Below are 24,494 nucleotides of genomic sequence, written 5' to 3'. Positions count from 1 at the left end.
AGAATGTAAAAAGGCGTGCTAAGCACGCCCTTATAGGTAAGGAAGAATTAGAACGATCCTTTTAACCCAACGTAAACATTACGTCCTTCTTGGCCGTAGCCCAGTACGTTTTCGTATTTTTTATTGAATACGTTGTTAAGGTTTGCATAAATCGTCAAGCTATCCGTCACTTTATAATTTACGCCTAAGTTTGCCAAGGTGTAAGATGGCAATTTTACTTTATGCGTGCTGTAGGTTGGTGAATAGTAGGTATCCATGCGTTTGCCGGTATAAGACACATTCACATCAGCACCTAACTTTTCAGTGATTTGGTATGCTAAGCCCGCATTCGCTAAATGTTTTGGACGACGTGCTAATTCAGCACCTTTGCTATCTCGGGTTTGTGTGTAGGTATAGTTCGCATAAGCTGTTAATGCATCGGTGATTTTACCGTTATAAGCCACTTCAACACCTTTCACTTTGCTCTTACCTTCAAGGTTTACGGCACGGCTTGCATAAGTGGTGAAGTTGATTACTTCGCTGCTAATGGCATTTTTCACATTACGAGCGAAATAGGTCACATCAAGGCTATGACGGTTATCATCCGTTTCAAATAAGAAGCCTACATCGCCCCCTAAACTTTTCTCAGGTTGTAAATTCGGGTTGCCGATGTAGCGCGCATTGTAACCGTAATATTCAGTGATCGTCGGGTTTTGAATCGCTGAACCGAAACTTGCGTGTGCTTTCACGTTATTGTGTAAACGGTAAGCGCCTGCGATACGGCCAGTCCATGAGTTTTCATATTCAGAGCTATCAGTGTAACGACCACTAATATTCAAACTATGATCTGCATCGTGCAATAAGCGATATTCAGCCGCTAAGCTTTTCTCAACAAGTTTCTTATTACCTGCATTATTGAAATAAGACGAGTTGAAATCTGTTTTTTGATAGTCAGTTAAGAAGCTTAAACCTTGTGTGAGTGTGCCTTCACGATCGAAATTGACATCTAATTGATAGTTCGCATTGAGTTTTTTCGCATCGTAAGCCGATGTGTAGCCAATGGTATCGCTGTCAGTTTTGAGATGGCTTACACCAACCTTATGTTTAAGCAATTGATCATCATTACCTAAGAAACCGCTTAATTTGAATAAGGTATCACGTGTGCGAGTGTAGTGGCCTTTTTCATCCGTTGCACTGTTATCAAAGTTAGCAGTTTGGCTACTGTGAGAGGTTAAGAAATCAAAACCTTTTTGGTTATCGTCATAGCCGAAACGAAGAGAAGCATTATCACGGTGGAATTTATCGCGTTCGCTTGAACCACCGGTACTTACCGCTGTGCCATCTTGCGCGGTATAGTTAAATCGGTTTTTGCTGAGTGCTGAAATACCTTTGGTATGGTGGCTGTCGCCGTGTAAAGCATAATAGAAACCGTTATTTGAGCCTGAAAGGGTTAATGAACCATCTACCGTACGATTAGAGCCTGTGCCAAAATCGTAATCGACGTTGAAGGTTTTACCTTTTTCTAAGCCTTTCTTCGTGGTGATATAAATCACACCACCCATCGCATCACTTCCCCAAAGAGCTGATTGCTCCCCGCGCAATACTTCGATGCGGTCAATATTGCTTAATGCTAAGCCACCGAAATCAAAGCCATAACCAGAAACTGGGTTCACTTTCACGCCATCAATAATCACTGCAGTGTGGTTTGCATCCGCACCGCGTAAAAACACATTGGTTAATGTGCCACGACCACCCGACTTGCTCACGGCTAAACTTGGCACAGTTTTCAACACATCACTGACATAAGTTGCACCACGCTGTGCAAAATCTTTTTCAGTTAAAACGGTAACAGATGAGGCTGTTTGATGAAGGCTAGTTGGGGTGGCTGATGCAGAATAGACGTTAATCACATCTAATTTTGCCACGTCTTCAGCCGCAGCTAATGCTGGAATCGCTAATAAAATCGCTGAAGTAATCACATTTTTTTTCATTTTAAAATCCCTAGGATAAAGGTCTGTATAAAAGCGCCAGCAGTTTACACATTTGAGGCTTGGCAAGCAAACCTATTATGATGAAAATAACTCATCATGAAAATGAATGAAATTTAAGAGAAATAAAAAATTTAAGGATTTTTCTGACTGCACTTTTTCGCCTTTATCCGCCCTATAGTTTCAAGTATAATGCCTGTATTTTTCATCACATTGTTATTAAATAAATTATGAGTACAAAATTCAACGTAAAAACATTCCAAGGTATGATTTTAGCCTTGCAAGAATATTGGGCAAATCAAGGCTGTACCGTTGTGCAACCTTTTGATATGGAAGTGGGCGCAGGTACTTCTCACCCCATGACTGCATTACGCGCATTAGGTCCAGAGCCGATGGCATTTGCTTATGTGCAACCTTCACGTCGTCCGACCGATGGTCGTTATGGCGAAAACCCAAACCGTTTACAACATTACTACCAATTCCAAGTGGTGATTAAACCGTCTCCAGATAACATTCAAGAACTCTATTTAGGTTCCCTTGAAATGCTCGGTTTTGATCCAACACAAAACGATATCCGTTTCGTGGAAGATAACTGGGAAAACCCAACTTTAGGTGCATGGGGTTTAGGTTGGGAAGTATGGTTAAACGGTATGGAAGTCACCCAATTTACCTATTTCCAACAAGTAGGTGGCTTAGAATGTAAACCGGTAACAGGTGAAGTAACTTACGGTTTAGAGCGTTTAGCTATGTACATTCAAGGCGTGGATTCGGTGTATGACTTAGTTTGGTCTGATGGCCCGCTTGGTAAAACCACTTACGGTGATGTATTCCATCAAAATGAAGTCGAGCAATCAACTTACAACTTTGAATACGCGGATACCGATTTCTTATTCTACTGCTTTGATCAATACGAAAAAGAAGCGAAAAGCTTATTAGAATTAGAACGTCCGTTACCATTACCGGCTTACGAACGCATTTTAAAAGCAGCACACAGCTTCAACTTGTTAGATGCACGTAAAGCGATTTCGGTTACAGAGCGTCAACGCTATATTTTACGTATTCGTGCATTAACTAAAGGTGTGGCGGAAGCATACTATGCTAGCCGTGAAGCCTTAGGTTTCCCTGGTTGTAAAAAATAAGGAGAAAAAACAACCGCACTTTAAGCATCAACCCAACAATATAAGGAGAAAATGATGAAAGATTTTCAATACCCAGATGATATTTATACTGAAGCAGAAACTGATCCTAATACGCTCGCGAATTTAGGCCCATTGGCTAGATTAGCGGGTGTTTGGGAAGGTAAGCGTGGTGTGGATATCAACCCGAAAGCAGAAGGGCCAGAAAAAGATCCTTATATCGAACATTATGAAGCTCATCCAACAGATGCGCAAACCAATGGTCCGCAACTGTACTATGGATTGCGCTACCACGCCCATATTATACAACCAGGTGAAGTAGAAACCTTCCACGACCAAGTGGGTTATTGGTTATGGGAGCCTGAAACAGGCAATATTTTATTAACGGGCAGCATTCCACGTGGCCAAACGTTTATTGCGGTCGGTAATGCACCGGCTGATGCGAAAGAGTTTACGGTAAAAGCGGTACGTGGTTCACTCACAAACGGCATCATTTCGAATCCGTTCTTGGAGCGTTCATTTACCACGGAAAGTTTTGAAATGACGGTGAAATTCCATAATGATGGCACTTGGTCATATGATCAAACCACAACCATGATTATTCCAAATTATGATGCACCATTTGAACATCGCGATCGTAACCGTTTAACGAAAATTGCTGACCCGAAATTAAATCCAACTGCGGCAGCAGAACAAGGAGGTGAATAATGAAACCTATCCTTTATTATGCAGCAGATTGCCCTGATACTGCGCCATTTGTGGCAGAGTTAAAACGCTTGGGCGTGGATTATGAGGCAGTGGAAGTATTATCTTCCATTCCAAACTTGAAACAATGGTTGCGTTTGCGTGATCGTCATGCCGCATTTGATGATGCAAAAGCACAAGGCTATGCGGGCTTTCCGGCATTATTGTTAGATGATGACCGTGTTATTTTAGATGAATCCAAATTAAAAGAGATTTTTTAAAGTAATGAAGAAAGTCAGTTTTTTGCAATTTTTATTTAGAATTGGTGATGACTATTTAATGTTTTTGCGAAATTTAACACCCGCTGTGTTGTTTTTATCACTCGCATTATTTATGTATTCTGAGCTGAATTGGACACATTGGGCGTGGAGTAATGTGCTCGTGCTGTTTTTAAGTTTGGCTTCAGGATTTATTGCACTCAGCGTCATGGCAATAAATACCGTCGCTTTTGTACGCAAGATGCTGAAAACCTTAAGAACACTAGGCGGAGAGAGCGAACTTGATGAAAATATTGGTACGCTCGCATTATTTAAAATGCTCTGGGTGGAGAGCAACAGTAAACAACTAATCTTTTTTGCGGTAGTCAATATTGTTGCAGTATTTATGGTGTTAGTTTACGGCACCAAATATGCCTTGAATTTTTATAGCTCAATTTCAACATTAAATGATTAAATCTCGAATATGAAAAAAATAACCCTAAAATTCACCGCACTTTTGCTTGGCTCAGCTTTAGCAAGTAGTGTGTTTGCAACAGAAAATGGTCAAACTTCCTCAAGTTCTGATTATGAATTAGAGAAAGTATTGATTTTCAGCCGACACGGATTGCGTTCACCAGTGGAAAAAGATCCGCAAGAAATGGCGAAATATTCCCCTTATGAATGGGCAAAATGGAATGTACCATCTGGCTATCTCACGGCAAAAGGGACGGTGCTAGAAACCTATTTCGGACAGTATTTAGGTCAATGGCTTGCAGATAAAGGGTTACTAACAACAGAACGTTGTGCATCGGGCGAAGGCATTTTTGCTTATGCAAATGGTGTGCAACGCACCATTGCAACAGGGCAAGCGATTGTTTCTGGTGCATTTGCGGGCTGTAATGTTCAACTGCAACATCACGGTAAAATTGGTTCAGAAAAAGATCCAATTTTTACGACAAAAGTCCACAATCCAAGTAAAGCTTTGATCGAATCAGCAAAAAATAATGTAGATTTAACCGCTTTACAGAAAAAATTAGCACCAAATTATGCGCTATTGAGTGAAATCATCGATTATAAAAACTCACCAAACTGCTTGCAAAAAGGCGAGTGTGATTTAGGTGGAAAAGTTGGCGAATACAGTATTAAAGACGGTAAGTCGGTCAAGATTACTGGCTCTATCAGCACCGGGAAGAAAATTGTCAGTGCATTATTGCTCGCGCATTATGTGGGTAAGCCTGATTCAGAAATTGCAAATGGTCGTGTGGATAGCCAAGAAAAATGGCGTGCAATTAACGAAATTAAAAATGAATATTACCGCACGTTATTTAAAAATAACGAAGCGTTAGCACAAAATGCATCATACCCGCTATTGGCATTTATTCAGCAACAGCTAAATAGTGAAAACAAAATTAACTTGTTGGTTGGACACGATTCTAATATCGTCGCTCTGCTTGCCGCACTGGGTGTTGAGCCTTATGAGTTGGATGATTCGTTGGAAAATATCCCAATCGGTGGCAAGTTGCTATTTGAAGTGTGGAAACACAAACCCAGTGGTAAGCTCAAATTTAAGTTGGATTATGTTTATCAAACCACTGAACAGCTGATTAATATCACGCCATTAAGTTTATCAACACCACCAAACCAAACCGCCTTAACTCTCAAAGGCTGTGAAAAAGATGAAAAGGGCTTCTGTGATTACGAACGTTTTCAACAGGTGTTGAGTGAGAGTATTAAGAACGGTAAGAAATAGCGTTCATGCAACCCTATGAAAAATACTTAAAAGAGAATTCGCAGAAATTGCGAGTGGATCAAACGGATGCGGAAAGAAAATTATGGCAACGCATCAATCGAGATCAATTATTAGGATTTCGATTTAATCGACAAAAGCCACTTTTAAGTTATATCGTTGATTTTTATTGTGCGAAAGCAAAGCTGATTATCGAATTAGATGGTAGTCAGCACTATGAACCTGATTATCAGGAAAAAGACGCATTGCGAGATGCAGAATTAAATTCACTTGGTTTTACGGTGATGCGATTTAGTAATGATGAAGTCATGCGTGAAATTGAAGGTGTAGTAGAGCAGATTTATTTGTTTTTGGAGAATGTGAGGGCTGATTGAGTATGAGGTTGGATTAACCTCTGCCAAATCTCCCCTAACCCCTCTTTGCTAAAGAGGGGGATTTATTGAGTAAATTGATAGTAACTGACTCATTTACATTTTAATTTCAATAGAGATTAAATTATCTGCTTTCAAAAAACGTTAAAGTAGAACATAAATATTTAACCCTCCAAAGATCCAATCCCCTCTTTAGCAAAGAGGGGTTAGGGGAGATTTGGCAGAGGTAATAACAAAGAAAATAAGAATTTAAATCTACAGAATTTTTAAATAAGAGAAACAAAATGACAACCCAAAACTTCCTAGTAGAAATCGGCACAGAAGAGCTGCCACCAAAAGCTCTCAAAACATTAGCAACCTCTTTTGCGGATAACGTTGAGGCGGAATTAAACCAAGCTGGCGTAACCTTCGATAAAATCGAGTGGTTTGCGGCGCCGCGTCGTTTGGCGGTGAAAGTATTGAACTTAGCCACACAGCAACCAAGCAAAGAAATCGAAAAACGCGGTCCTGCAGTCTCAGCCGCTTTTGATGCGGAAGGTAAACCAACTAAAGCAGCAGAAGGCTGGGCGCGTGGTTGTGGCATTACTGTTGAACAAGCAGAACGCATTGCAACTGATAAAGGTGAATGGCTTGTTCACCGTGCAAAAATTGAAGGTCAGCCGACCAAAAACTTGCTTAACGACATTGTGGCAAATGCGTTGGCGAAATTGCCAATTCCAAAACCAATGCGTTGGGCAGACAAAACCGTGCAATTTATCCGTCCGGTTCACACAGTGACGATGTTGTTAGGTGATGAGTTAATCGAAGGCGAAATTTTAGGTGTGGCAAGTGCGCGCACCATTCGCGGTCACCGTTTCTTAGGCGAGAAAGAATTCGAAATTCAACATGCCGACCAATATCCACAATTATTGCGTGAAAAAGGTTCTGTAGTAGCAGATTTTAATGAGCGTAAAGCAGAAATTTTGGCAAAATCTCAAGCAAAAGCGACCGCACTTGGCGGCGTGGCGGACATTGAAGAAAGCTTGCTTGAAGAAGTGACCTCATTGGTGGAATATCCAAACGTTTTAGCGGCAAAATTTGAAGAGCGTTTCTTAGCGGTGCCAGCGGAAGCGTTGGTTTACACTATGAAAGGTGACCAAAAATATTTCCCAATTTATGACAAAGACGGCAAATTATTACCGCACTTTATTTTTGTATCGAACATCAATCCAGAAGATCCAACCGCGATTATCGAAGGGAATGAAAAAGTGGTTCGCCCACGTTTAACCGATGCGGAATTCTTCTTCAAAACCGACTTAAAACAAAAACTGGTTGATCGTTTACCACGCTTAGAAACCGTATTGTTCCAACAACAACTCGGTACATTGAAAGACAAAACTGACCGTATTGAACAACTTGCAGGTGAAATTGCAAAACAAATCGGTGCAGACGAAGTAAAAGCAAAACGTGCGGGTTTACTATCAAAATGTGACTTAATGACCAACATGGTGTTTGAATTTACCGATACGCAAGGTGTAATGGGGATGCATTATGCTCGTCATGACGGTGAAGATGAAGAAGTCGCAGTGGCATTAAACGAACAATATATGCCACGTTTTGCAGGGGATGAATTACCTAAATCACTCGTTGCAAGTGCGGTCGCTTTAGCGGATAAATTTGACACCCTAACGGGTATCTTCGGTATCGGCCAAGCGCCAAAAGGCAGCGCAGACCCATTTGCATTGCGTCGTGCGGCATTAGGTGCATTACGTATTATCGTAGAAAAAAACTTACCACTTGATTTAGAAGATTTAGTGACAAAATCAGCCGCACTTTTCGGTGATAAACTCACGAATCAAAACGTGGTTGCTGATGTAGTGGACTTCATGCTCGGTCGTTTCCGTGCATGGTATCAAGATGAAGGCATTGCAGTGGATGTGATTCAAGCGGTATTGGCGCGTCGTCCAACTCGTCCTGCTGATTTTGATGCGCGCGTGCGTGCGGTTTCACACTTCCGTACTTTAGATTCAGCGGAAGCGTTAGCAGCAGCAAACAAACGTGTAAGCAATATCTTAGCGAAAGCGGATGCTGCAATTGGCGAGATCAATTTGACCGCTTGTGTAGAGCCAGCAGAAAAAGCCCTTGCTGAAGCCGTACTTGCATTACGCACTGAAGTACAACCGCTTATAGCACAAGGCGATTACACCGCAGTATTAGATAAATTAGCGAACTTACGTGCACCGGTAGACAGTTTCTTTGATAACGTAATGGTAAATGCTGAAGATCCAGCATTACGCCAAAACCGCTTAGCGATTTTAAACACGTTACAAGGCCTGTTCTTACAAGTGGCGGATATTTCGGTATTGCAATAATAGATCTAAAAAGGATGGTCAATTTTCAAACGACCATCCTTTTGTATATAGACTTCAACGGATTATTTCTCTATAATCACCCGCACTTTCCCCCTTTAGCTCAGTCGGTTAGAGCAGGCGACTCATAATCGCTTGGTCGCTGGTTCAAGTCCGGCAAGGGGGACCATCTATTGAGATCGCATTAGGCGGTCTTTTTTATTGTCCTTTCTTAGGCGTTTGGGGTGTTATAACCTTTCAATAACTCAGCCCAGTTTTCTTCATTGAATTGAATATTCATTCTGCCGACTTCTTTGACAAAAGAGCGGTGTAATCTTTCTAGGTTGCTTTGTTTCCAAAAATCGCCTGATTTTTGACTGCACTTATCGAAATCAATGAGCCAACATTTTTGTTCATTTCCGAGTTGTTGAACGAGAATATTATGGGCATTGAGATCCGTATGGCAAATTTGTAAATCATGCAGCTGACGAATTAATTTACCAATGGCTTGCCAGATGTCATTCGGCAGTTGCTGTGTTTGTAAAAGTGCGGTCAGATCCTGGGCATTTTCGATCTTTTCACTCAAGATATCCGCTTGGTAGCAAATTCCTAGTTTGCCTTTTTTAACACGTGCAGCAATCGGTTTGGGTACGGCTACACCTGCTTGATGGAGTTGATTTAAAAGCTGAAATTCCGCCACGCTGCGAGTTTCAGTCAATGATTGAAAACGATAGCGATCGTTGTTGAATTTTCCCCATAAACCACCGCGATAATAATGACGGAGGGCAGTGTTTACACCAAACAGATCTTTTGTATTCAGGAAATAGGTTGTGCCGCGTCCTTTGGCTGAACCGATAATACGTTGTTGTTTTTCCCAAAAAGCTGATTCAAAAAATGAAGCGGGCTCTGTTGGTTTTTCTGTGAGATTAAAAAGAAAGAATTGATTATCTTGTTGGAATTCAAGCATTTTAGTTGAACCGAATAATAGAAAATGCTCTCATTCTACTTTAAAATAGACGGAAATTAAATGCGCGAGGAACTCAAATGTCCCATTCTCCACTTTTTACCTCTCCCCCTAAATCACTTTGTATTTTGCGTTTGTCTGCGGTGGGTGATGTTTGCCATGCACTTGCGGTGGTACAACATATTCAACGTTATTGGCCGCAAACAAAATTAACGTGGATTGTGGGAAAAACAGAAATGGGCCTTCTTTCTGGCATTGAAGGCGTGGAGCTTGTCCCTTACGATAAAAAGAGCGGTTGGAAAGGCGTGTGGAATTTATGGATGTTTTTGAAAAACAATCAATTTGATGCGCTTTTGAATATGCAGACAGCATTTCGTGCTTCGATTATTTCTCTTGGTATTCAAGCGAAATATAAAATTGGGTTTGGCAAAAAACGTTCTCGAGAAGGACAGTGGTTGTTTGTGAATCGTCGAGTTCAAGATCCGAAAACGCCTCATGTGCTAGACGGCTTCATGGCTTTTGCAGATTATCTTGGTGTACCACCAGCAGAAATGCTTTCTTGGCAATTGGCAATTTCTGATTCAGATCGAGAATATGCCAAACAGTTCATTGATCCTACACGTAAAAATCTGATTATTTCCCCTTGTTCTAGTAAAGCCGAGAAAGATTGGTTGGTAGAGCGTTATGCGGAAGTGGCAAATATTGCTCATCAACATCATGTGAATGTGATTTTTTGTAGCTCGCCAGCAAAACGCGAATTAGAAATGGTGAAAAAAATTATCGCACTTTGTGATTTTGAACCGGTTGATGCATCTGGAAAAACCAGTTTGAAACAACTTGCTGCATTAATTCATCAAGCAAATTTAGTCATCTCGCCTGATTCTGGTCCAGCTCATATCGCTACCACGCAAGGAACACCTGTCATTGGATTGTATGCCTATCACAATCCATTGCGCACCGCGCCTTATCATAATTTGGATAATGTGGTGTCAGTATATGAAGAAAATGTGCAAAAAGAACAAGGAAAACCTTCAAGTGAATTGCCTTGGGCGACAAAATTAAAAGGCAAAAATTTAATGGCTGAAATTCAGGTAGATCAAGTAGTGGCTCAGATGAGAGCATTGAATTTATTTTAAAGTGCGGTCAATTTTAGAGATAAAAAAAGCCCTCAAATGAGGGCTAAAAGAATCATAAAGTTCCTTGCGAATTATTCGCCTTTTTGTGCGTTGTAAGCTTCTAATGCACGAAGAGAATAGGTGTAAGCTGCACCTGCATTTAATGCGATAGACATCGCTAATGCTGCTGCCACTTCTTCTTCAGTTGCACCTGCTTTCACAGCTTCATCAGCATGCACGCCAATGCAGCTTTCACAACGAGTTGTTACGGCAACCGCTAATGCAATTAATTCACGGGTTTTGGCATCTAATACGTTACCTTCTGCTGCAGCCGCACCTAATGCGCCGTAAGCTTGTAACATTTTTGGGTATTTTTTACCTAATGCACCGAATGATTTTTTAACGTGTGCTACATCATTTTTCCAATCTGCAAACATTGTTTTTCTCCTTAAATTTAGTACAAATTTCGAGAGAAATTATAAGCAGATTAGCGTATGATACTTGTCAAATTGTCTTAACTTTTAGACGGAAAATCTCATGATGGATTATTTAGATAAATTAACGCAACTGGCACAAGTGCGCGGGGAAATCAATATTCGCTGCTTGTTTCAAGGGGATTGGCAAGTTGAAAATCAGCCTGATGCAGCGGAATATCAAGGTTTATTTCATTTAATCGAGCAAGGTGAGTGTTGGGTAACCTTGACGGGAAAACAATTTCATTTAAAAAAAGGCGATCTCTTTTTTCTCCCTCAAAATCGACCACACTTTTTGGGCAGTTCTCAACAAAAAAGAGAGAATAGCCTACAGAGAGAGCAATCAAACGCACTTTTTAATGTCCATCAAATAGGAGCAGGTACGCCTGATCTGAAGATGTTTTGTGGGACGTTTTATTATCAAAAACCGTCTTTATTAATTGATTCGTTACCTGATCATTTACATCTTTCGCTACAAAATACGCCTGTGCAGCCTTTGGTTTCACTTTTTTTACAAGAAGCTGAGAAACCGGAGCAAGGCACAAAATCCGTGATAGACGCGCTATCAAATGTGTTGTTTATTTATATTTTGCGTCATGCTCAGCAAATAGGTTTACTCAATCAGGGTTTATTAGCCGCGTTGCAGGATAAAAGACTGAATCAAGTCCTTGAAAAAATCCTGTTTTCACCTCAATTAGATTGGAATATTGAGCAATTAGCCGAGTTGGCATCTATGTCTCGTGCAACGTTTATGCGGATATTTCAACAGCAACTCGGGATGCCACCAGGAAAATTTCTCACACAAGTGCGGTTAGAAATGGCGGCTGTTTTATTGAAAAATACGCAAAAGACTATTTTGGCAATCACCCTTGAAGTGGGGTATCAATCAGAAGCACATTTTAGTAAAGCATTTAAGGCAATTTATGGGCTTTCACCGAGTCAGTTTCGTAAAGCGTAGCCCATCGTTCAAAACTTACGCTATAATGACCGCACTTTAGGCGGCACTGTCGCCTTGTATTTTTAGGGTATTATTATGTTTAATAAAATATTTTCATGGTTTGAAAACCGTTTAAATCCTTATCCGGAAAGCAATCCAACGACGCCTGAAAAAGGCTTGTTCCGTTTTATTTGGTCAAGCATTGATGGCATGAAGGGCTGGATCTTTTTACTCGCGGTATTGACGGTCGGTACTGGGGTGATGGAAGCCTTACTTTTCCAATTTATGGGATTATTAGTAGATTGGCTCGGCGCTTATTCACCAACCACACTTTGGCAAGAAAAAGGGCATTTGCTTGCCGGTATGGCAGCTTTGCTCATTTTCAGTATTGTATGGTCATTTGTGGGCGTGAATGTACGCTTACAAACGTTACAAGGGGTATTCCCAATGCGTTTGCGTTGGAATTTCCACCGTTTGATGCTGGGGCAAAGCTTAAGTTTCTACCAAGATGAATTTGCAGGTCGTGTATCGGCGAAAGTGATGCAAACTGCGCTTGCGGTGCGTGATACCGTCATGACCATTGCGGATATGCTGGTGTATGTTGCCGTATATTTTATCACCTCCGGCTTAGTGCTTGCGGCTTTAGATACCTGGTTTTTAGTGCCGTTTTTCTTATGGATTGTGGCATTTTTGACTATTTTACGTTTGCTTATTCCTCGTTTAGCGAAAACTGCACAACGACAAGCTGATGCGCGATCTTTAATGACAGGGCGTATTACAGATGCTTACTCAAATATTGCAACGGTAAAACTATTTTCACATGATGCTAGAGAAGCCAATTATGCAAAACGTTCCATGGAAGAATTTATGGTCACCGTGCATGCACAGATGCGTTTGGGGAGTTCATTAGATACCTTAACTTATGCAACCAATATTTTCTTAACGTTAAGCACCGCGATTTTAGGCGTGGTGTTGTGGCAAAACGGTCAAGTCGGTGTGGGAGCAGTAGCTACAGCAACCGCGATGGCGTTACGTGTAAATGGTCTTTCTCGTTGGATTATGTGGGAATCAGCTCGTTTATTTGAAAATATCGGGACAGTGAATGATGGTATGGCAACACTAACCAAACCGCATACCATTGTTGATAAGCCAAATTGTGTTGCATTAGAAGTAAAACAAGGTGAGATCAAATTTAATAATGTTTCGTTTGCCTATGATCCGAATAAACCGTTACTTAACCATTTTAATCTCACCATCAAACCGGGTGAAAAAGTGGGCTTAATTGGTCGTTCTGGTGCGGGCAAATCAACCATTGTGAATTTACTTCTACGTTTCTACGAAGCGCAAGAAGGTTCAATTACCATTGATGGTCAAAATGTTTTAGATGTAAGCCAAGAAAGCCTTCGTAGTCAGATTGGTCTTGTAACACAAGATACCTCGCTTTTACACCGTTCTGTTCGCGATAACATCATTTATGGTCGCCCAACAGCGACCGATGAAGAAATGCTCAATGCGGCTAAACGTGCGGAAGCAGCTGATTTCATCCCTTATCTCAGCGATGCGCAAGGTAGAAAAGGCTATGATGCTCATGTTGGTGAACGTGGGGTGAAACTGTCAGGTGGCCAACGCCAACGTATTGCGATTGCGCGTGTCATGTTAAAAGATGCGCCAATTTTACTGTTGGATGAAGCGACCAGTGCGCTAGACTCCGAAGTGGAAGTGGCGATCCAGGAAAGTCTCGACAAGATGATGGAAAATAAAACGGTTATTGCCATCGCTCACCGTTTATCCACTATTGCAGCAATGGATCGTTTAATCGTGTTAGATAAAGGGCAAATTGTCGAGCAAGGGACTCATGCAGAATTGCTTGAACAAAATGGCCTTTATGCTCGCCTTTGGAAACATCAAAGTGGCGGCTTCTTGAGTGAGCATGCTGAGTAAAACACAGGAAAAAATGACCGCACTTTGCAAAGGTGTAAATCTTGAGAGAGTTTAGATAGAGATTGAACTTTTCTCATAATTAGTGCGAATTTCCTTTGACTATTTTATTGACAACAGGTAATATTCGCACCCTATGCAAAAGGTAAAACTACCCCTAACCGTTGATCCGGTTAAAGACGCTCAACAAAGAATTGATTATGATGGTTATTATACCGCTAGTCAGTTAGTGCGTTTAGCTGAATCTACGGGGAAAGTGCTCAGCGATGCACAGGTAACATTATCGTTTTATATTGATCCACAAAAATTAGTGGTGATGAAAGGGCAAGTACAAGTTGATGTCGAATTAGACTGTCAACGTTGTGGCGAACCATTCAAACAAACATTGGAATGTCATTTTATGTATAGTCCGGTGGCTAATTGGGATCAGGCTGATGACTTGCCGGAAATTTATGAGCCAATCGAATTTAATGAGTTTGGTGAAATAGATTTACTTGGTGCAGTGGAAGACGAACTTATTTTAGCTCTACCGCTTGTTCCAATGCATTCATCTGAACACTGTGAAGTGTCCGCGCACGAACAGGTTTTTGGCGAATTGCCTGAAGAATTGGCAAAAAAACCGAACCCGTTCGCTGTATTAGCTAATTTAAAGCAAAAGTAAATTAAATTTAGGAGTATAGCCAATGGCTGTTCAACAAAACAAAAAATCTCGTTCACGTCGTGATATGCGTCGTTCACACGATGCATTAACTACTGCTGCAGTATCAGTGGATAAAGCAAGCGGTGAAACTCACTTACGCCACCACGTAACTGCTGACGGTTACTACCGTGGTCGCAAAGTGATCAATAAGTAATTTTACTTATAAGGTATTCACTTGAACCGTCTAACCTTAGCGTTAGATGTGATGGGCGGGGACATTGGTCCCCGTATTACTATCCCCGCATCTCTTTCAGCGTTGGAAGCAGATCCAATGCTCTCTTTAGTGCTGTTTGGCAATAGCCAACAAATTTCCCCTTTACTGGAAAATGCACCTTCTTCTCTTTTAGAACGTATTCAAATTCATCATTGCACTAAGACTATTGATAACAATCAAGGTATTTCTCATGCATTGCGTCATAGCAAAGGCACGTCGATGCGTTTAGCGATTGAAATGGTTCAGAAAGGAGAGGCACAAGGTTGTGTGAGCGCAGGAAATACGGGCGCATTGATGGGATTGTCAAAGGTACTCTTACAGCCTTTAGAAGGAATTCAACGCCCAGCGTTGGTATCCTTATTACCGTCGATGACGGGTGATAAAACCGTGATGTTAGATTTAGGCGCAAACGTAGAATGCTCTGCTCAAAATCTTTATGAATTTGCCGTCATGGGCTCGATCTTTGCCGAAAACCGATTGAACTTAGTTTATCCACGTATTGCCTTACTCAATATTGGTGTGGAAGAAATTAAAGGACATCAATCCATTCGTGAAGCCGCGAATTTATTAGAAAAATCGACCGCTCTTAATTATACCGGCTTTATTGAAGGTAACTTTTTATTAAATGGTGTGGCTGATGTGATCGTGAGTGATGGGTTTTCGGGAAATATTGCATTAAAAACCCTTGAAGGGGCAGCTAAGAATCTGTTATCCCTTCTGAAAGGAAAAGAAAAACAGCCTATTTTTAAATCATTTGCCAAATTTATTCTGCGTTTTTTCTTTAAGGATGCTTATCATCGCTTGAAACGCATTAACCCAGATGAATATAATGGGGCATCTTTACTCGGATTAACGGCTGTTGTGGTGAAAAGTCATGGCGGCGCAAATGTGGATGCATTTGCTCGTGCAATTGCAGATGCAGCTTTACAAGCTCGTTTGCAAATTCCACAAAAAATCTTGGCGGGTTTACAACGTTATTAATTAATAAGTTTTGATATGATGAATAGTAGAATTTTATCCACCGGTAGCTATTTGCCGAGCCATATTCGTACCAATGCGGATTTGGAAAAAATGGTTGATACTTCAGATGAATGGATCGTGACGCGTTCTGGCATTCGTGAACGTCGTATTGCTGCAACAGATGAAACTGTCGCAACAATGGGATGTGAAGCAGCTAAAAAAGCACTTGAAATGGCCAATCTTGATCCTCAAGAAATTGAGTTGATTATCGTTGCGACAACCAGTGGTTCTCACGCTTATCCAAGTTCAGCTTGTCAAGTTCAAGGTTTATTAGGCATTGAAGATGCGATTTCTTTTGATTTAGCAGCGGCTTGTACCGGTTTTGTTTATGCTTTAGGCGTAGCGGATAAATTTATTCGTTCAGGCAGCGTGAAAAAAGCTCTTGTTATTGGTGCGGATCTTAACTCGCGTAAATTAGACGAAACTGATCGTAGTACTGTTGTGTTGTTTGGTGATGGTGCAGGTGCGGTGATCTTAGAAGCATCAGAGCAAGAAGGCATTATTTCAACGCATTTACATGCATCGCCAGATAACAATGCGGCATTGCAACTTCCACAAGCAGAACGTGGCGTGGAGAAGTCGGGCTATATTGAAATGCAAGGTAATGAAACCTTTAAATTAGCGGTGCGCGAGCTTTCTAATGTGGTGGAAGAAACCCTTTCTGCTAATAATCTCCAAAAAACAGATATCGACTGGCTTGTGCCGCATCAAGCAAATTTACGTATTATCACGGCGACAGCAAAAAAATTAGAGATGGATATGTCGCAAGTGGTGGTAACGCTTGATCGTACAGCCAATACCAGTGCGGCGACTGTACCAACAGCTTTAGATGAGGCGGTGCGTGATGGCCGAATTCAACGCGGTCAATTGCTTTTACTCGAAGCTTTTGGCGGTGGTTGGACTTGGGGTTCAGCATTGGTGCGATTCTAATTATTTTGTTAGAATCCCGACAGAATTTTAAAAGTGCGGTTAAATTTGACCGCACTTTCAACATTTAAACGATGAAGAAATAGGAAGAAAACATGAAAAAATTCGCAATGGTTTTTCCAGGACAAGGTTCTCAAGCTGTTGGTATGTTAGCTGATCTTGCTAACGAATATCCGGTAGTCACTGAGACGTTTAAACAAGCATCAGAAGCGCTTGGCTATGATTTATGGAACTTGGTTCAACAAGGTCCGGCAGAAGAATTGAATAAAACTTGGCAAACTCAGCCGGCATTATTAGCGGCATCCGTTGCGATCTTCCGTGTATGGCAAGAAAAATACCCACAATTACAACCAAGCGTGATGGCTGGCCACAGTTTAGGTGAATATTCAGCATTAGTTTGTGCAGGTGTCATTGATTTTAAAGATGCGATTAAATTAGTGGAATTACGCGGTAAATTAATGCAACAAGCAGTACCAGAAGGTACTGGTGCAATGTATGCGATTATTGGCTTAGATAATGAAGCGATTATCAATGCATGTAAACAAGCCGAGCAAGGCGAAGTGGTATCTGCGGTAAACTTTAACTCACCAGGTCAAGTAGTCATTGCTGGAGCGAAAGAAGCGGTAGAACGTGCAGCAGCATTATGTAAAGAAGCGGGTGCAAAACGTGCTTTACCATTAGCGGTAAGCGTGCCTTCACATTGTGCATTAATGAAACCAGCAGCAGAACAATTGGCCGTAACACTTGAAGGCATTACGCTTAATGCGCCAGCAACACCAGTATTAAACAACGTGGATGTCAAAGCGGAAACAGAAAGTGCAGAAATTCGTACCGCACTTATTCGTCAGTTATATAGCCCAGTTCGTTGGACTGAAACCGTTGAGAAAATGGCGCAAGATGGCGTAGAAGTTTTAGTTGAAATCGGCCCAGGTAAAGTATTAAACGGTTTAACAAAACGTATCGTGGCAGAATTACAAGCAACATCAGTAAATGATGCAGCATCATTAGATGCTGTTGAAGCATTATTAGCATAAAAGGGGATTAAAAATGCAAAATAAAATCGCATTAGTGACAGGTGCAACACGTGGTATTGGCCGCGCAATTGCAGAAGAATTAGCATCAAAAGGTGCATTTGTAATTGGTACCGCAACCTCTGAAAAAGGTGCTGATACAATTTCAGCTTACCTTGGCGATAAAGGGAAAGGTTTAGTATTAAATGTGGCAGACAAAGAAAGCATTGATGCCGTATTAGAACAAATTAAAGAACAATTTGGTGATATTGATATTCTTGTGAATAACGCAGGTATCACCCGTGATAACTTATTGATGCGTATGAAAGATGAAGAATGGTTCGATATTATGCAAACTAACTTAACTTCTGTATTCCATCTTTCTAAAGCAATGTTACGCTCAATGATGAAAAAACGTTTCGGTCGTATCATTACTATCGGTTCAGTGGTGGGCTCAATGGGTAACCCTGGTCAATCTAACTACTGTGCCGCAAAAGCCGGCTTAATTGGTTTTTCTAAAGGCTTAGCAAAAGAAGTGGCATCACGTGGTATTACTGTAAACGTTGTGGCGCCAGGCTTTATCGCAACAGATATGACAGAAGTGCTTACTGAAGAACAAAAAGCGGGTATTCTTGGTAATGTCCCAGCCGGTCGTTTAGGTGAGCCAAAAGATATCGCAAAAGCGGTAGCGTTTTTAGCTTCTGACGATGCGGCTTATATTACCGGTACCACATTACATGTGAATGGTGGCTTATATATGAGCTAACCCTTTCATGGGGATATATGAGTGATTTTGTCTATAACATATAGCAAAGCAGTTTAGTTAATGATAAAATCCCAATCGCAATGTAACTTTTTCTCTGTATGTGTTTTTACATTGCCTGTTTTTTTGTGGTGCGACCACCTAAGAAATAGTTGCAACTTTATCAAAAATGCATACACTAACCGCTCTTAAATGAGTTAAAACAACAATAGGAAAAACAAATGAGTATTGAAGAACGCGTGAAAAAAATCATCGTTGAACAATTAGGTGTTAAAGAAGAAGACGTAAAACCAGAAGCTTCTTTCGTTGAAGATTTAGGTGCGGACTCTTTAGATACAGTTGAATTAGTAATGGCTTTAGAAGAAGAATTCGATATCGAAATTCCTGATGAAGAAGCTGAAAAAATCACAACTGTTCAATCTGCGATTGACTACGTTCAAAACAATCAGTAATTTTTAAGTTGGGCGATCTTTTAGGTCGCCTAATTTTTTTCTTTAAATTTCTTTTCTACATTCTTTATCTTCAAATAAAAAAATATATCTAAATCTCTTAAATTTCTGACCGCACTTTCCTTTTTTAATCTTTCTCAGATTTGCTTTTATTATTAAGTCCCTTTATTTTTTGATTTAAAACAAGATTTACCTTAAAAGTACTTATTATGAGTTAATTTTGATGCTAGTATTCGATCAAAATTTTTTCTAATTAACCATAAAATGATTCGGAGTATCTTATGGATTTTCTAATGAACCTAGGTGAAGGTAGCCAGTTTGCTATTCAGCTTGTTATTGTTCTTATCTGTTTGTTTTACGGGGCAAAAAAAGGTGGTATCGCACTGGGTATGCTTGGTGGGGTAGGCTTAATTGTTCTTGTTTTCGGCTTTGGTATTGAACCAGGTAAGCCAGCTATCGATGTAATGCTAACTATCCTTGCGGTGGTAGTGACATCGGCAACATTACAAGCCAGTGGTGGTTTAGATGTCATGTTACAAATCGCGGAGAAAATGCTTCGTCGTAACCCGAAATATGTCAGTATTTTGGCACCATTTGTAACTTGTTTCTTAACTATTTTATGTGGTACAGGTCACGTGGTTTATACCATGTTACCAATCATTTATGATATTGCGATCAAAAATGATATTCGTCCTGAACGTCCAATGGCAGCAAGCTCAATTGCTTCTCAAATGGGTATCATTGCGTCACCTGTTTCTGTGGCAGTAGTGACTTTAACCACATTCTTAGTGAATGCTAAAACACCATTAGCAGGTTTTGATGGTTATTTAGATTTATTAAAAATTACCGTGCCTTCAACCCTTTGCGGTGTATTGGCTATCGGTATTTTCAGCTGGTTCCGCGGTAAAGATTTAGATAAAGACCCAGAATTCCAAGAGAAATTAAAAGATCCAGAATTCAAAAAATATGTTTATGGTGATAGCACATCATTATTAGATAAAAAATTACCACAATCTAGCTGGAATGCGATGTGGATCTTCTTTGGTGCAATTTTAGTGGTAGCGGTATTAGGTTACTTTAAAGATTTACGCCCAGCCTTTGAAAAATCAGCACCAGCTCAAGTAGTTGAAATTGTTTCTGCCGATAAAGCAGTGAAATCTTTCAATGTTAAAGACGGTAAAATTGTTGCATTAGCAAAAGATGGTACATTAGTGCTTGATGTTAAAGACAGCAAAGCGAAAACACAAACAGCCTACAATAACGTTGCAATTTATAACGATAAAGGTGAAGTCGCTCAAACAATTACCGCTCAAGATAACAATGTTGTCATCACTGCGGGTGATAAAACTGAAACTATCGATAACGCTGCAATCGTATTAAAAGACACTGCGAAGAAAAAAGTGAATTTAAGTATGGTTCACGTTATTCAAATCTTCATGTTATTAGCGGGTGCATTAATTGTTATCTTTACTAAAACTGATGCGGGTAAAATCAGTAAAAATGAAATTTTCCGTTCAGGTATGATTGCATTAGTGGCTGTATTCGGGATTTCTTGGATGGCAGAAACCATGTTTACCGTTCACACTCCAATGATGAAAGCAGCACTTGGTGATGTGGTAAAAGCACATCCTTGGACTTACGCCGTGATGTTGTTATTAATTTCTAAATTCGTAAACTCACAAGCGGCAGCATTGGTTGCATTCGTTCCATTAGCTTTAGGTATCGGCGTTGATCCAGCTGTTATATTAGCCTTTGCTTCAGCTTGTTACGGTTACTACATTTTACCAACTTACCCAAGTGACCTTGCGGCAATCCAATTCGACCGTTCAGGCACAACCCACATTGGTAAGTTTGTAATTAACCACAGCTTTATTTTACCGGGCTTAATCGGTGTAATCACTTCATGTATCTTTGGTTACATTTTCACAAGCTTGTTTGGTTATCTATAATAACTAACAGATAAAAGAAAAGGCTATTCGTTTGAATAGCCTTTTTTGTTTGTAAAGTGCGGTTAAATTTTAGGATGTTTTATCTCAATGCTACATTTGACTTTATCATTCATAAACATTCCTAAAACTGACCGCACTTTTGCTCTTCTTAAAATAAATTCCTGCTAAAGGTTGAAACATAGGGGGATTTATTGCGATAATCCTCATTATTTTTTGGGTGATCTTTCGGGCTACCATTTTTTCAGGTGGCCAGTTTTTATTAGGAAAGATTAAATTGAACATTATTTAAGTAAGTTAGAAGAATAACAATGGCTGAAAAACGTAATATTTTTTTAGTAGGTCCAATGGGCGCAGGTAAAAGCACCATTGGCCGTCAGCTTGCGCAACAATTGAATATGGACTTTGTCGATTCAGATGCAGTAATTGAGGAACGTGCGGGAGCAGACATTAGCTGGATTTTTGATTTAGAAGGCGAAGAAGGTTTTCGTAAGCGTGAAGAGCGAATTATCAATGAATTAACCCAATTACAAGGCGTTGTGCTTTCCACTGGTGGGGGAGCAGTGATGTCAAAAGAGAATCGTAATTATCTTTCTGCTCGTGGTATTGTGATTTATTTAGAAACCTCAGTAGATAAACAATATCAACGTACGCAACGTGATAAAAAACGTCCTTTATTACAAGGAACAGATAACCCACGCCAAGTGTTGGAAGATTTAGCTAAAGTACGCAATCCGTTATACGAAGAAATTGCAGATATTACTTTGCCAACAGATGAGCAAAATGCCAAAGTAATGGTTAATCAAATTGTTGATTTAATTGACAATCTAAACGGCTTAAACGGTTCACTCTAAGGATTTAAAATGTTGTGCGTAAATGTTGAATTAAAAGAACGTCGTTATCCTATTTATATTGGGGAAGGTTTACTTAAAGATGAAACCTGTTACCCGCTGAAGAAAGGGGATAAAGTGATGATCGTGACTAATCCAACTGTCGCACAATATTATCTTGAGCCTGTTACAGAAACGTTAGAAAAAATAGGTTGTCAGGTTGAATCGGTATTATTGCCTGATGGCGAAAAATATAAAACGCTCGAGTCTTTAAACCTCATTTTTACCGCACTTTTAAAGCATAATCATGGGCGAGATACTACGATTATTGCATTAGGTGGTGGCGTGATTGGTGATGTAGCAGGTTTTGCGGCTGCAAGTTATCAGCGTGGTGTGCGTTTCATTCAAATTCCTACTACATTATTGGCTCAAGTGGATTCTTCTGTTGGTGGCAAAACCGCCGTTAATCATGAGTTAGGCAAAAATATGATTGGCGCGTTTTATCAACCTTCTACGGTGATTATTGACACGCTTACACTCAATACCTTGCCAAAACGTGAAGTGAATGCGGGACTTGCGGAAGTCATTAAATATGGGGCGATTTTAGATTATGCCTTTTTCGAATGGCTTGAAGCACATATTGATGAATTAGTCGCATTAAATCAACATTCACTGCAGCATTGCATTGCGCGTTGTTGTCAAATCAAAGCCGATGTTGTTGCGCGCGATGAAACTGAAAAAGGCGATCGTGCATTATTAAATCTCGGTCATACTTTTGGTCATGCGATCGAAACACATTTAGGCTATGGAAACTGGTTACATGGTGAAGCTGTTGCAGCTGGAACTATGATGGCAGCGGTGTTATCTGAACAATTAGGCGATCTTTCTTTTGAAGATGTCGCACGTTTAGAAAAACTTTTAGCGCGTGCTAATTTGCCGACTGTTTCGCCTGATACCATGCAGCCAGACGATTATTTACCGCACATGATGCGTGATAAAAAAGTGCTAGCAGGCAAATTGCGGCTTGTGTTGCTAAAAGAGCTTGGACAAGCCTATGTGGCGACTGATACTGACAAATCTCTTGTGCTAAACGCGATTGAGCGTTGCACACAACATGACTAACTGTCATTGCTCTCATGTTGCGTCCAAAAAATAACAAAACGAAACCTCGAATTAAACACCGCCCGTTTTTAAAATGGGCGGGCGGTAAATTTCGTTTAACGGACGATCTCAACCGAGTCTTCCCAAAAAGAAAACAGTGTTTGATTGAACCCTTTGTTGGCGCGGGCGCTGTTTTTTTAAATTCCCATTTTGAACGTTATATTTTGGCGGATATTAATCCTGATTTAATTAACTTGTTTAATATCGTCAAAGAAAATGTGGATGCCTATATTGAGGCTTGTAAGCCAATTTTCTTCGCTGAAAATGCGAATACAGCCGAGTATTATTACGCACAACGAGATGCTTTTAATCAATCAACTGATCCTTTCGATCGCTCCGTGTTGTTCCTTTATTTGAACCGTTTTGGATTTAATGGATTGTGCCGTTATAACAGTAAAAATGAGTTTAATGTGCCCTTTGGCGCTTATAAAACCCATTATTTCCCTGAAGATGAATTGCGCTATTTCGCCCATAAAGCACAAAGTGCGGTCTTTTTATGCGCTGATTTTCAACAGACCTTTGAATTAGCGGATAAACACAGCGTGATCTATTGTGATCCGCCTTATGCACCGCTTCCGCAAGATACTAATTTTACTGGATATGCAGGGAATGCTTTTGGCCTTGAACATCAAAAGAATTTAGCAGAATGCGCCAAAAAAGCGCAAAAAGAAAAGCAAATTTCTGTTGTGATTTCTAACCACGATACGAAATTTACGCGTGAGATTTATAAAGGGGCAAAATTTAAACGCGTTAAAGTACAGCGCTCGATCAGTCAATCCTCAGAAAAACGAGTTAAAGTAAAAGAATTAATCGCTATCTTTAAAGGTTAGTTTAGTAGGTTAGTTCGGGATTGATTTTAATCTCAAAGCCTTTTACTTCGGGATAAGTCGGTTGAATTGCGGCGAGTAATTCGCTTTGGCGAAATAAAATCCCTTGGCGAACGACTGCACTTTTGACTTCAACAAAGAGTTTCCCATCTGTGATGGAACCTAACCGAAAGAGCCCTTTGAATTCTTGTGGGAAAAGGCGGCTGATGTTTTGGTTCAGTTCATTCAACATTAACCCTTTCTGCATGATTTTGGCAAATTGAGATCCTTCCAGCACATCAATAATATTCATGGCTTTTTGATAACGCTCATGCTTGTTTTCCACAAAAATACCCCAATAATGACTTTACGTTGAATTTCCGATACAATACACACAAATTTTGTCAGAGACAATAAGATGATGAAATCAAACAAAGGTAAAACAAATTTCTGGTCGCAGTTGCTGTTAAGCATGATTGCGATTTTTGCTTTACCTGTTGCTCAGGGATTGGAGGCGCCGCCTTCATCAAATATGAGTGGCGAAAATTACCAAACATCATCTGAACAACATATGTTGATTGCAGTGCGTGAAATTCGTCAAGCATTGCAGGTTCAACCTCAGCCAACAAATCACAAAACCCATTCCAATCAAAAACACGAAAAAATTCAACCGCACTTTATCGCGGCAGAGTTTCCTGTTTTTGCTCCTATTCGCGCCGGTCCAGCTATCATTTAATTTTCCTTTATATTTG

General features: G+C 40.3%; 26 protein-coding genes and 1 tRNA gene. 23 read left to right on the top strand and 4 right to left on the bottom strand.

Annotation, left to right across the window (positions count from 1 at the left end; genetic code table 11):
• Nucleotides 1-47: 47 nt before the first annotated feature.
• Complete coding sequence (locus INP95_RS01075; RefSeq protein ID WP_070590181.1) at nt 48-1,970, bottom strand: TonB-dependent receptor plug domain-containing protein; 1,923 nt, start codon at nt 1,968-1,970, stop codon at nt 48-50.
• A 227-nt stretch (nt 1,971-2,197) separates the two neighbouring features.
• Between INP95_RS01075 and glyQ the strand changes: the two genes are divergently transcribed.
• The 8 genes from glyQ (at nt 2,198) to INP95_RS01035 (ending at nt 8,679) form a co-directional block, all read left to right on the top strand.
• Nucleotides 2,198-3,106, top strand: coding sequence for a glycine--tRNA ligase subunit alpha (glyQ, locus tag INP95_RS01070; protein ID WP_005695296.1), 909 nt, complete (start codon nt 2,198-2,200; stop codon nt 3,104-3,106).
• A gap of 54 nt (nt 3,107-3,160) precedes the next feature.
• Complete coding sequence (locus INP95_RS01065) at nt 3,161-3,811, top strand: FABP family protein (protein ID WP_049384806.1); 651 nt, start codon at nt 3,161-3,163, stop codon at nt 3,809-3,811.
• The gene (locus INP95_RS01060) at nt 3,811-4,068 is read left to right on the top strand and encodes a hypothetical protein (protein WP_049380690.1); all 258 of its coding nucleotides are present in this window, start codon (nt 3,811-3,813) and stop codon (nt 4,066-4,068) included. The genes INP95_RS01065 and INP95_RS01060 overlap by 1 nt, the downstream gene beginning before the upstream one ends.
• A gap of 4 nt (nt 4,069-4,072) precedes the next feature.
• Complete coding sequence (locus INP95_RS01055) at nt 4,073-4,519, top strand: hypothetical protein (RefSeq protein WP_049384805.1); 447 nt, start codon at nt 4,073-4,075, stop codon at nt 4,517-4,519.
• 9 nt (nt 4,520-4,528) lie between these two features.
• Nucleotides 4,529-5,794: a histidine-type phosphatase gene (locus INP95_RS01050; protein WP_197560722.1), complete on the top strand. Its 1,266-nt coding sequence runs from the start codon at nt 4,529-4,531 to the stop codon at nt 5,792-5,794.
• A gap of 5 nt (nt 5,795-5,799) precedes the next feature.
• A complete protein-coding gene (locus INP95_RS01045) occupies nt 5,800-6,165 on the top strand; it encodes an endonuclease domain-containing protein (RefSeq protein WP_049369793.1) in 366 nt (121 codons plus the stop codon).
• A 281-nt stretch (nt 6,166-6,446) separates the two neighbouring features.
• The gene (gene glyS, locus INP95_RS01040) at nt 6,447-8,513 is read left to right on the top strand and encodes a glycine--tRNA ligase subunit beta (protein ID WP_197560721.1); all 2,067 of its coding nucleotides are present in this window, start codon (nt 6,447-6,449) and stop codon (nt 8,511-8,513) included.
• An 89-nt stretch (nt 8,514-8,602) separates the two neighbouring features.
• Nucleotides 8,603-8,679, top strand: a tRNA-Ile gene (locus tag INP95_RS01035).
• A 42-nt stretch (nt 8,680-8,721) separates the two neighbouring features.
• Here INP95_RS01035 and INP95_RS01030 read toward each other — a convergent pair.
• Complete coding sequence (locus INP95_RS01030) at nt 8,722-9,456, bottom strand: 3-deoxy-D-manno-octulosonic acid kinase (RefSeq protein ID WP_197560720.1); 735 nt, start codon at nt 9,454-9,456, stop codon at nt 8,722-8,724.
• Nucleotides 9,457-9,533: 77 nt separating this feature from the next.
• Between INP95_RS01030 and INP95_RS01025 the strand changes: the two genes are divergently transcribed.
• Nucleotides 9,534-10,589, top strand: coding sequence for a glycosyltransferase family 9 protein (locus INP95_RS01025; protein ID WP_197560719.1), 1,056 nt, complete (start codon nt 9,534-9,536; stop codon nt 10,587-10,589).
• A 71-nt stretch (nt 10,590-10,660) separates the two neighbouring features.
• Here the strand turns inward: INP95_RS01025 and INP95_RS01020 are convergent, their stop codons facing one another.
• Nucleotides 10,661-11,005: a carboxymuconolactone decarboxylase family protein gene (locus INP95_RS01020; RefSeq protein ID WP_005698020.1), complete on the bottom strand. Its 345-nt coding sequence runs from the start codon at nt 11,003-11,005 to the stop codon at nt 10,661-10,663.
• A gap of 103 nt (nt 11,006-11,108) precedes the next feature.
• On the opposite strand from INP95_RS01020, the gene INP95_RS01015 reads away from it, so the two are divergent.
• The 13 genes from INP95_RS01015 (at nt 11,109) to INP95_RS00955 (ending at nt 23,766) form a co-directional block, all read left to right on the top strand.
• On the top strand, nt 11,109-11,999 hold the full coding sequence (locus INP95_RS01015; RefSeq protein ID WP_049383917.1) for a cupin domain-containing protein: 891 nt from the start codon (nt 11,109-11,111) through the stop codon (nt 11,997-11,999).
• A gap of 75 nt (nt 12,000-12,074) precedes the next feature.
• On the top strand, nt 12,075-13,919 hold the full coding sequence (locus INP95_RS01010) for an ABC transporter ATP-binding protein (RefSeq protein WP_049383913.1): 1,845 nt from the start codon (nt 12,075-12,077) through the stop codon (nt 13,917-13,919).
• Nucleotides 13,920-14,052: 133 nt separating this feature from the next.
• Nucleotides 14,053-14,577 carry a 23S rRNA accumulation protein YceD gene (gene yceD, locus INP95_RS01005; RefSeq protein WP_049357999.1) on the top strand — a complete coding sequence of 175 codons (525 nt, stop codon included), beginning with the start codon at nt 14,053-14,055 and terminating at the stop codon, nt 14,575-14,577.
• A 22-nt stretch (nt 14,578-14,599) separates the two neighbouring features.
• Nucleotides 14,600-14,770 carry a 50S ribosomal protein L32 gene (gene rpmF, locus INP95_RS01000; RefSeq protein ID WP_005544470.1) on the top strand — a complete coding sequence of 57 codons (171 nt, stop codon included), beginning with the start codon at nt 14,600-14,602 and terminating at the stop codon, nt 14,768-14,770.
• Between the two features lie 21 nt (nt 14,771-14,791).
• Nucleotides 14,792-15,811, top strand: a complete 1,020-nt coding sequence (plsX, locus tag INP95_RS00995) for a phosphate acyltransferase PlsX (RefSeq protein ID WP_070590205.1) — start codon at nt 14,792-14,794, stop codon at nt 15,809-15,811.
• An 18-nt stretch (nt 15,812-15,829) separates the two neighbouring features.
• Complete coding sequence (locus INP95_RS00990) at nt 15,830-16,780, top strand: beta-ketoacyl-ACP synthase III (protein WP_070590666.1); 951 nt, start codon at nt 15,830-15,832, stop codon at nt 16,778-16,780.
• 92 nt (nt 16,781-16,872) lie between these two features.
• Entirely contained in the window at nt 16,873-17,811 is a 939-nt protein-coding gene (gene fabD / locus INP95_RS00985; RefSeq protein ID WP_005699605.1) for an ACP S-malonyltransferase, read from the top strand.
• A gap of 13 nt (nt 17,812-17,824) precedes the next feature.
• Nucleotides 17,825-18,553, top strand: a complete 729-nt coding sequence (fabG, locus tag INP95_RS00980) for a 3-oxoacyl-ACP reductase FabG (RefSeq protein ID WP_005695317.1) — start codon at nt 17,825-17,827, stop codon at nt 18,551-18,553.
• Between the two features lie 218 nt (nt 18,554-18,771).
• The gene (gene acpP, locus INP95_RS00975) at nt 18,772-19,002 is read left to right on the top strand and encodes an acyl carrier protein (protein WP_005544465.1); all 231 of its coding nucleotides are present in this window, start codon (nt 18,772-18,774) and stop codon (nt 19,000-19,002) included.
• 278 nt (nt 19,003-19,280) lie between these two features.
• Nucleotides 19,281-20,948, top strand: a complete 1,668-nt coding sequence (locus INP95_RS00970) for an anaerobic C4-dicarboxylate transporter (RefSeq protein WP_005699616.1) — start codon at nt 19,281-19,283, stop codon at nt 20,946-20,948.
• Nucleotides 20,949-21,256: 308 nt separating this feature from the next.
• Nucleotides 21,257-21,799: a shikimate kinase AroK gene (gene aroK / locus INP95_RS00965; RefSeq protein WP_005699620.1), complete on the top strand. Its 543-nt coding sequence runs from the start codon at nt 21,257-21,259 to the stop codon at nt 21,797-21,799.
• A 9-nt stretch (nt 21,800-21,808) separates the two neighbouring features.
• Nucleotides 21,809-22,897: a 3-dehydroquinate synthase gene (gene aroB, locus INP95_RS00960; protein WP_197560718.1), complete on the top strand. Its 1,089-nt coding sequence runs from the start codon at nt 21,809-21,811 to the stop codon at nt 22,895-22,897.
• A gap of 14 nt (nt 22,898-22,911) precedes the next feature.
• Entirely contained in the window at nt 22,912-23,766 is an 855-nt protein-coding gene (locus INP95_RS00955) for a Dam family site-specific DNA-(adenine-N6)-methyltransferase (protein ID WP_070590219.1), read from the top strand.
• Nucleotide 23,767: 1 nt separating this feature from the next.
• On the opposite strand, the gene INP95_RS00950 is transcribed toward INP95_RS00955, so the two are convergent.
• A complete protein-coding gene (locus tag INP95_RS00950) occupies nt 23,768-24,088 on the bottom strand; it encodes a DciA family protein (protein ID WP_070590223.1) in 321 nt (106 codons plus the stop codon).
• A 72-nt stretch (nt 24,089-24,160) separates the two neighbouring features.
• On the opposite strand from INP95_RS00950, the gene secM reads away from it, so the two are divergent.
• On the top strand, nt 24,161-24,478 hold the full coding sequence (gene secM, locus INP95_RS00945; protein WP_005698080.1) for a secA translation cis-regulator SecM: 318 nt from the start codon (nt 24,161-24,163) through the stop codon (nt 24,476-24,478).
• Nucleotides 24,479-24,494: the final 16 nt, after the last annotated feature.

The sequence above is a fragment of the Haemophilus parainfluenzae genome (assembly GCF_014931375.1).
GTDB lineage: Bacteria > Pseudomonadota > Gammaproteobacteria > Enterobacterales > Pasteurellaceae > Haemophilus_D.
The sequence above is the reverse complement of the archived record's forward strand: the minus strand, read 5'-3'. Positions and strand labels throughout refer to the sequence as shown.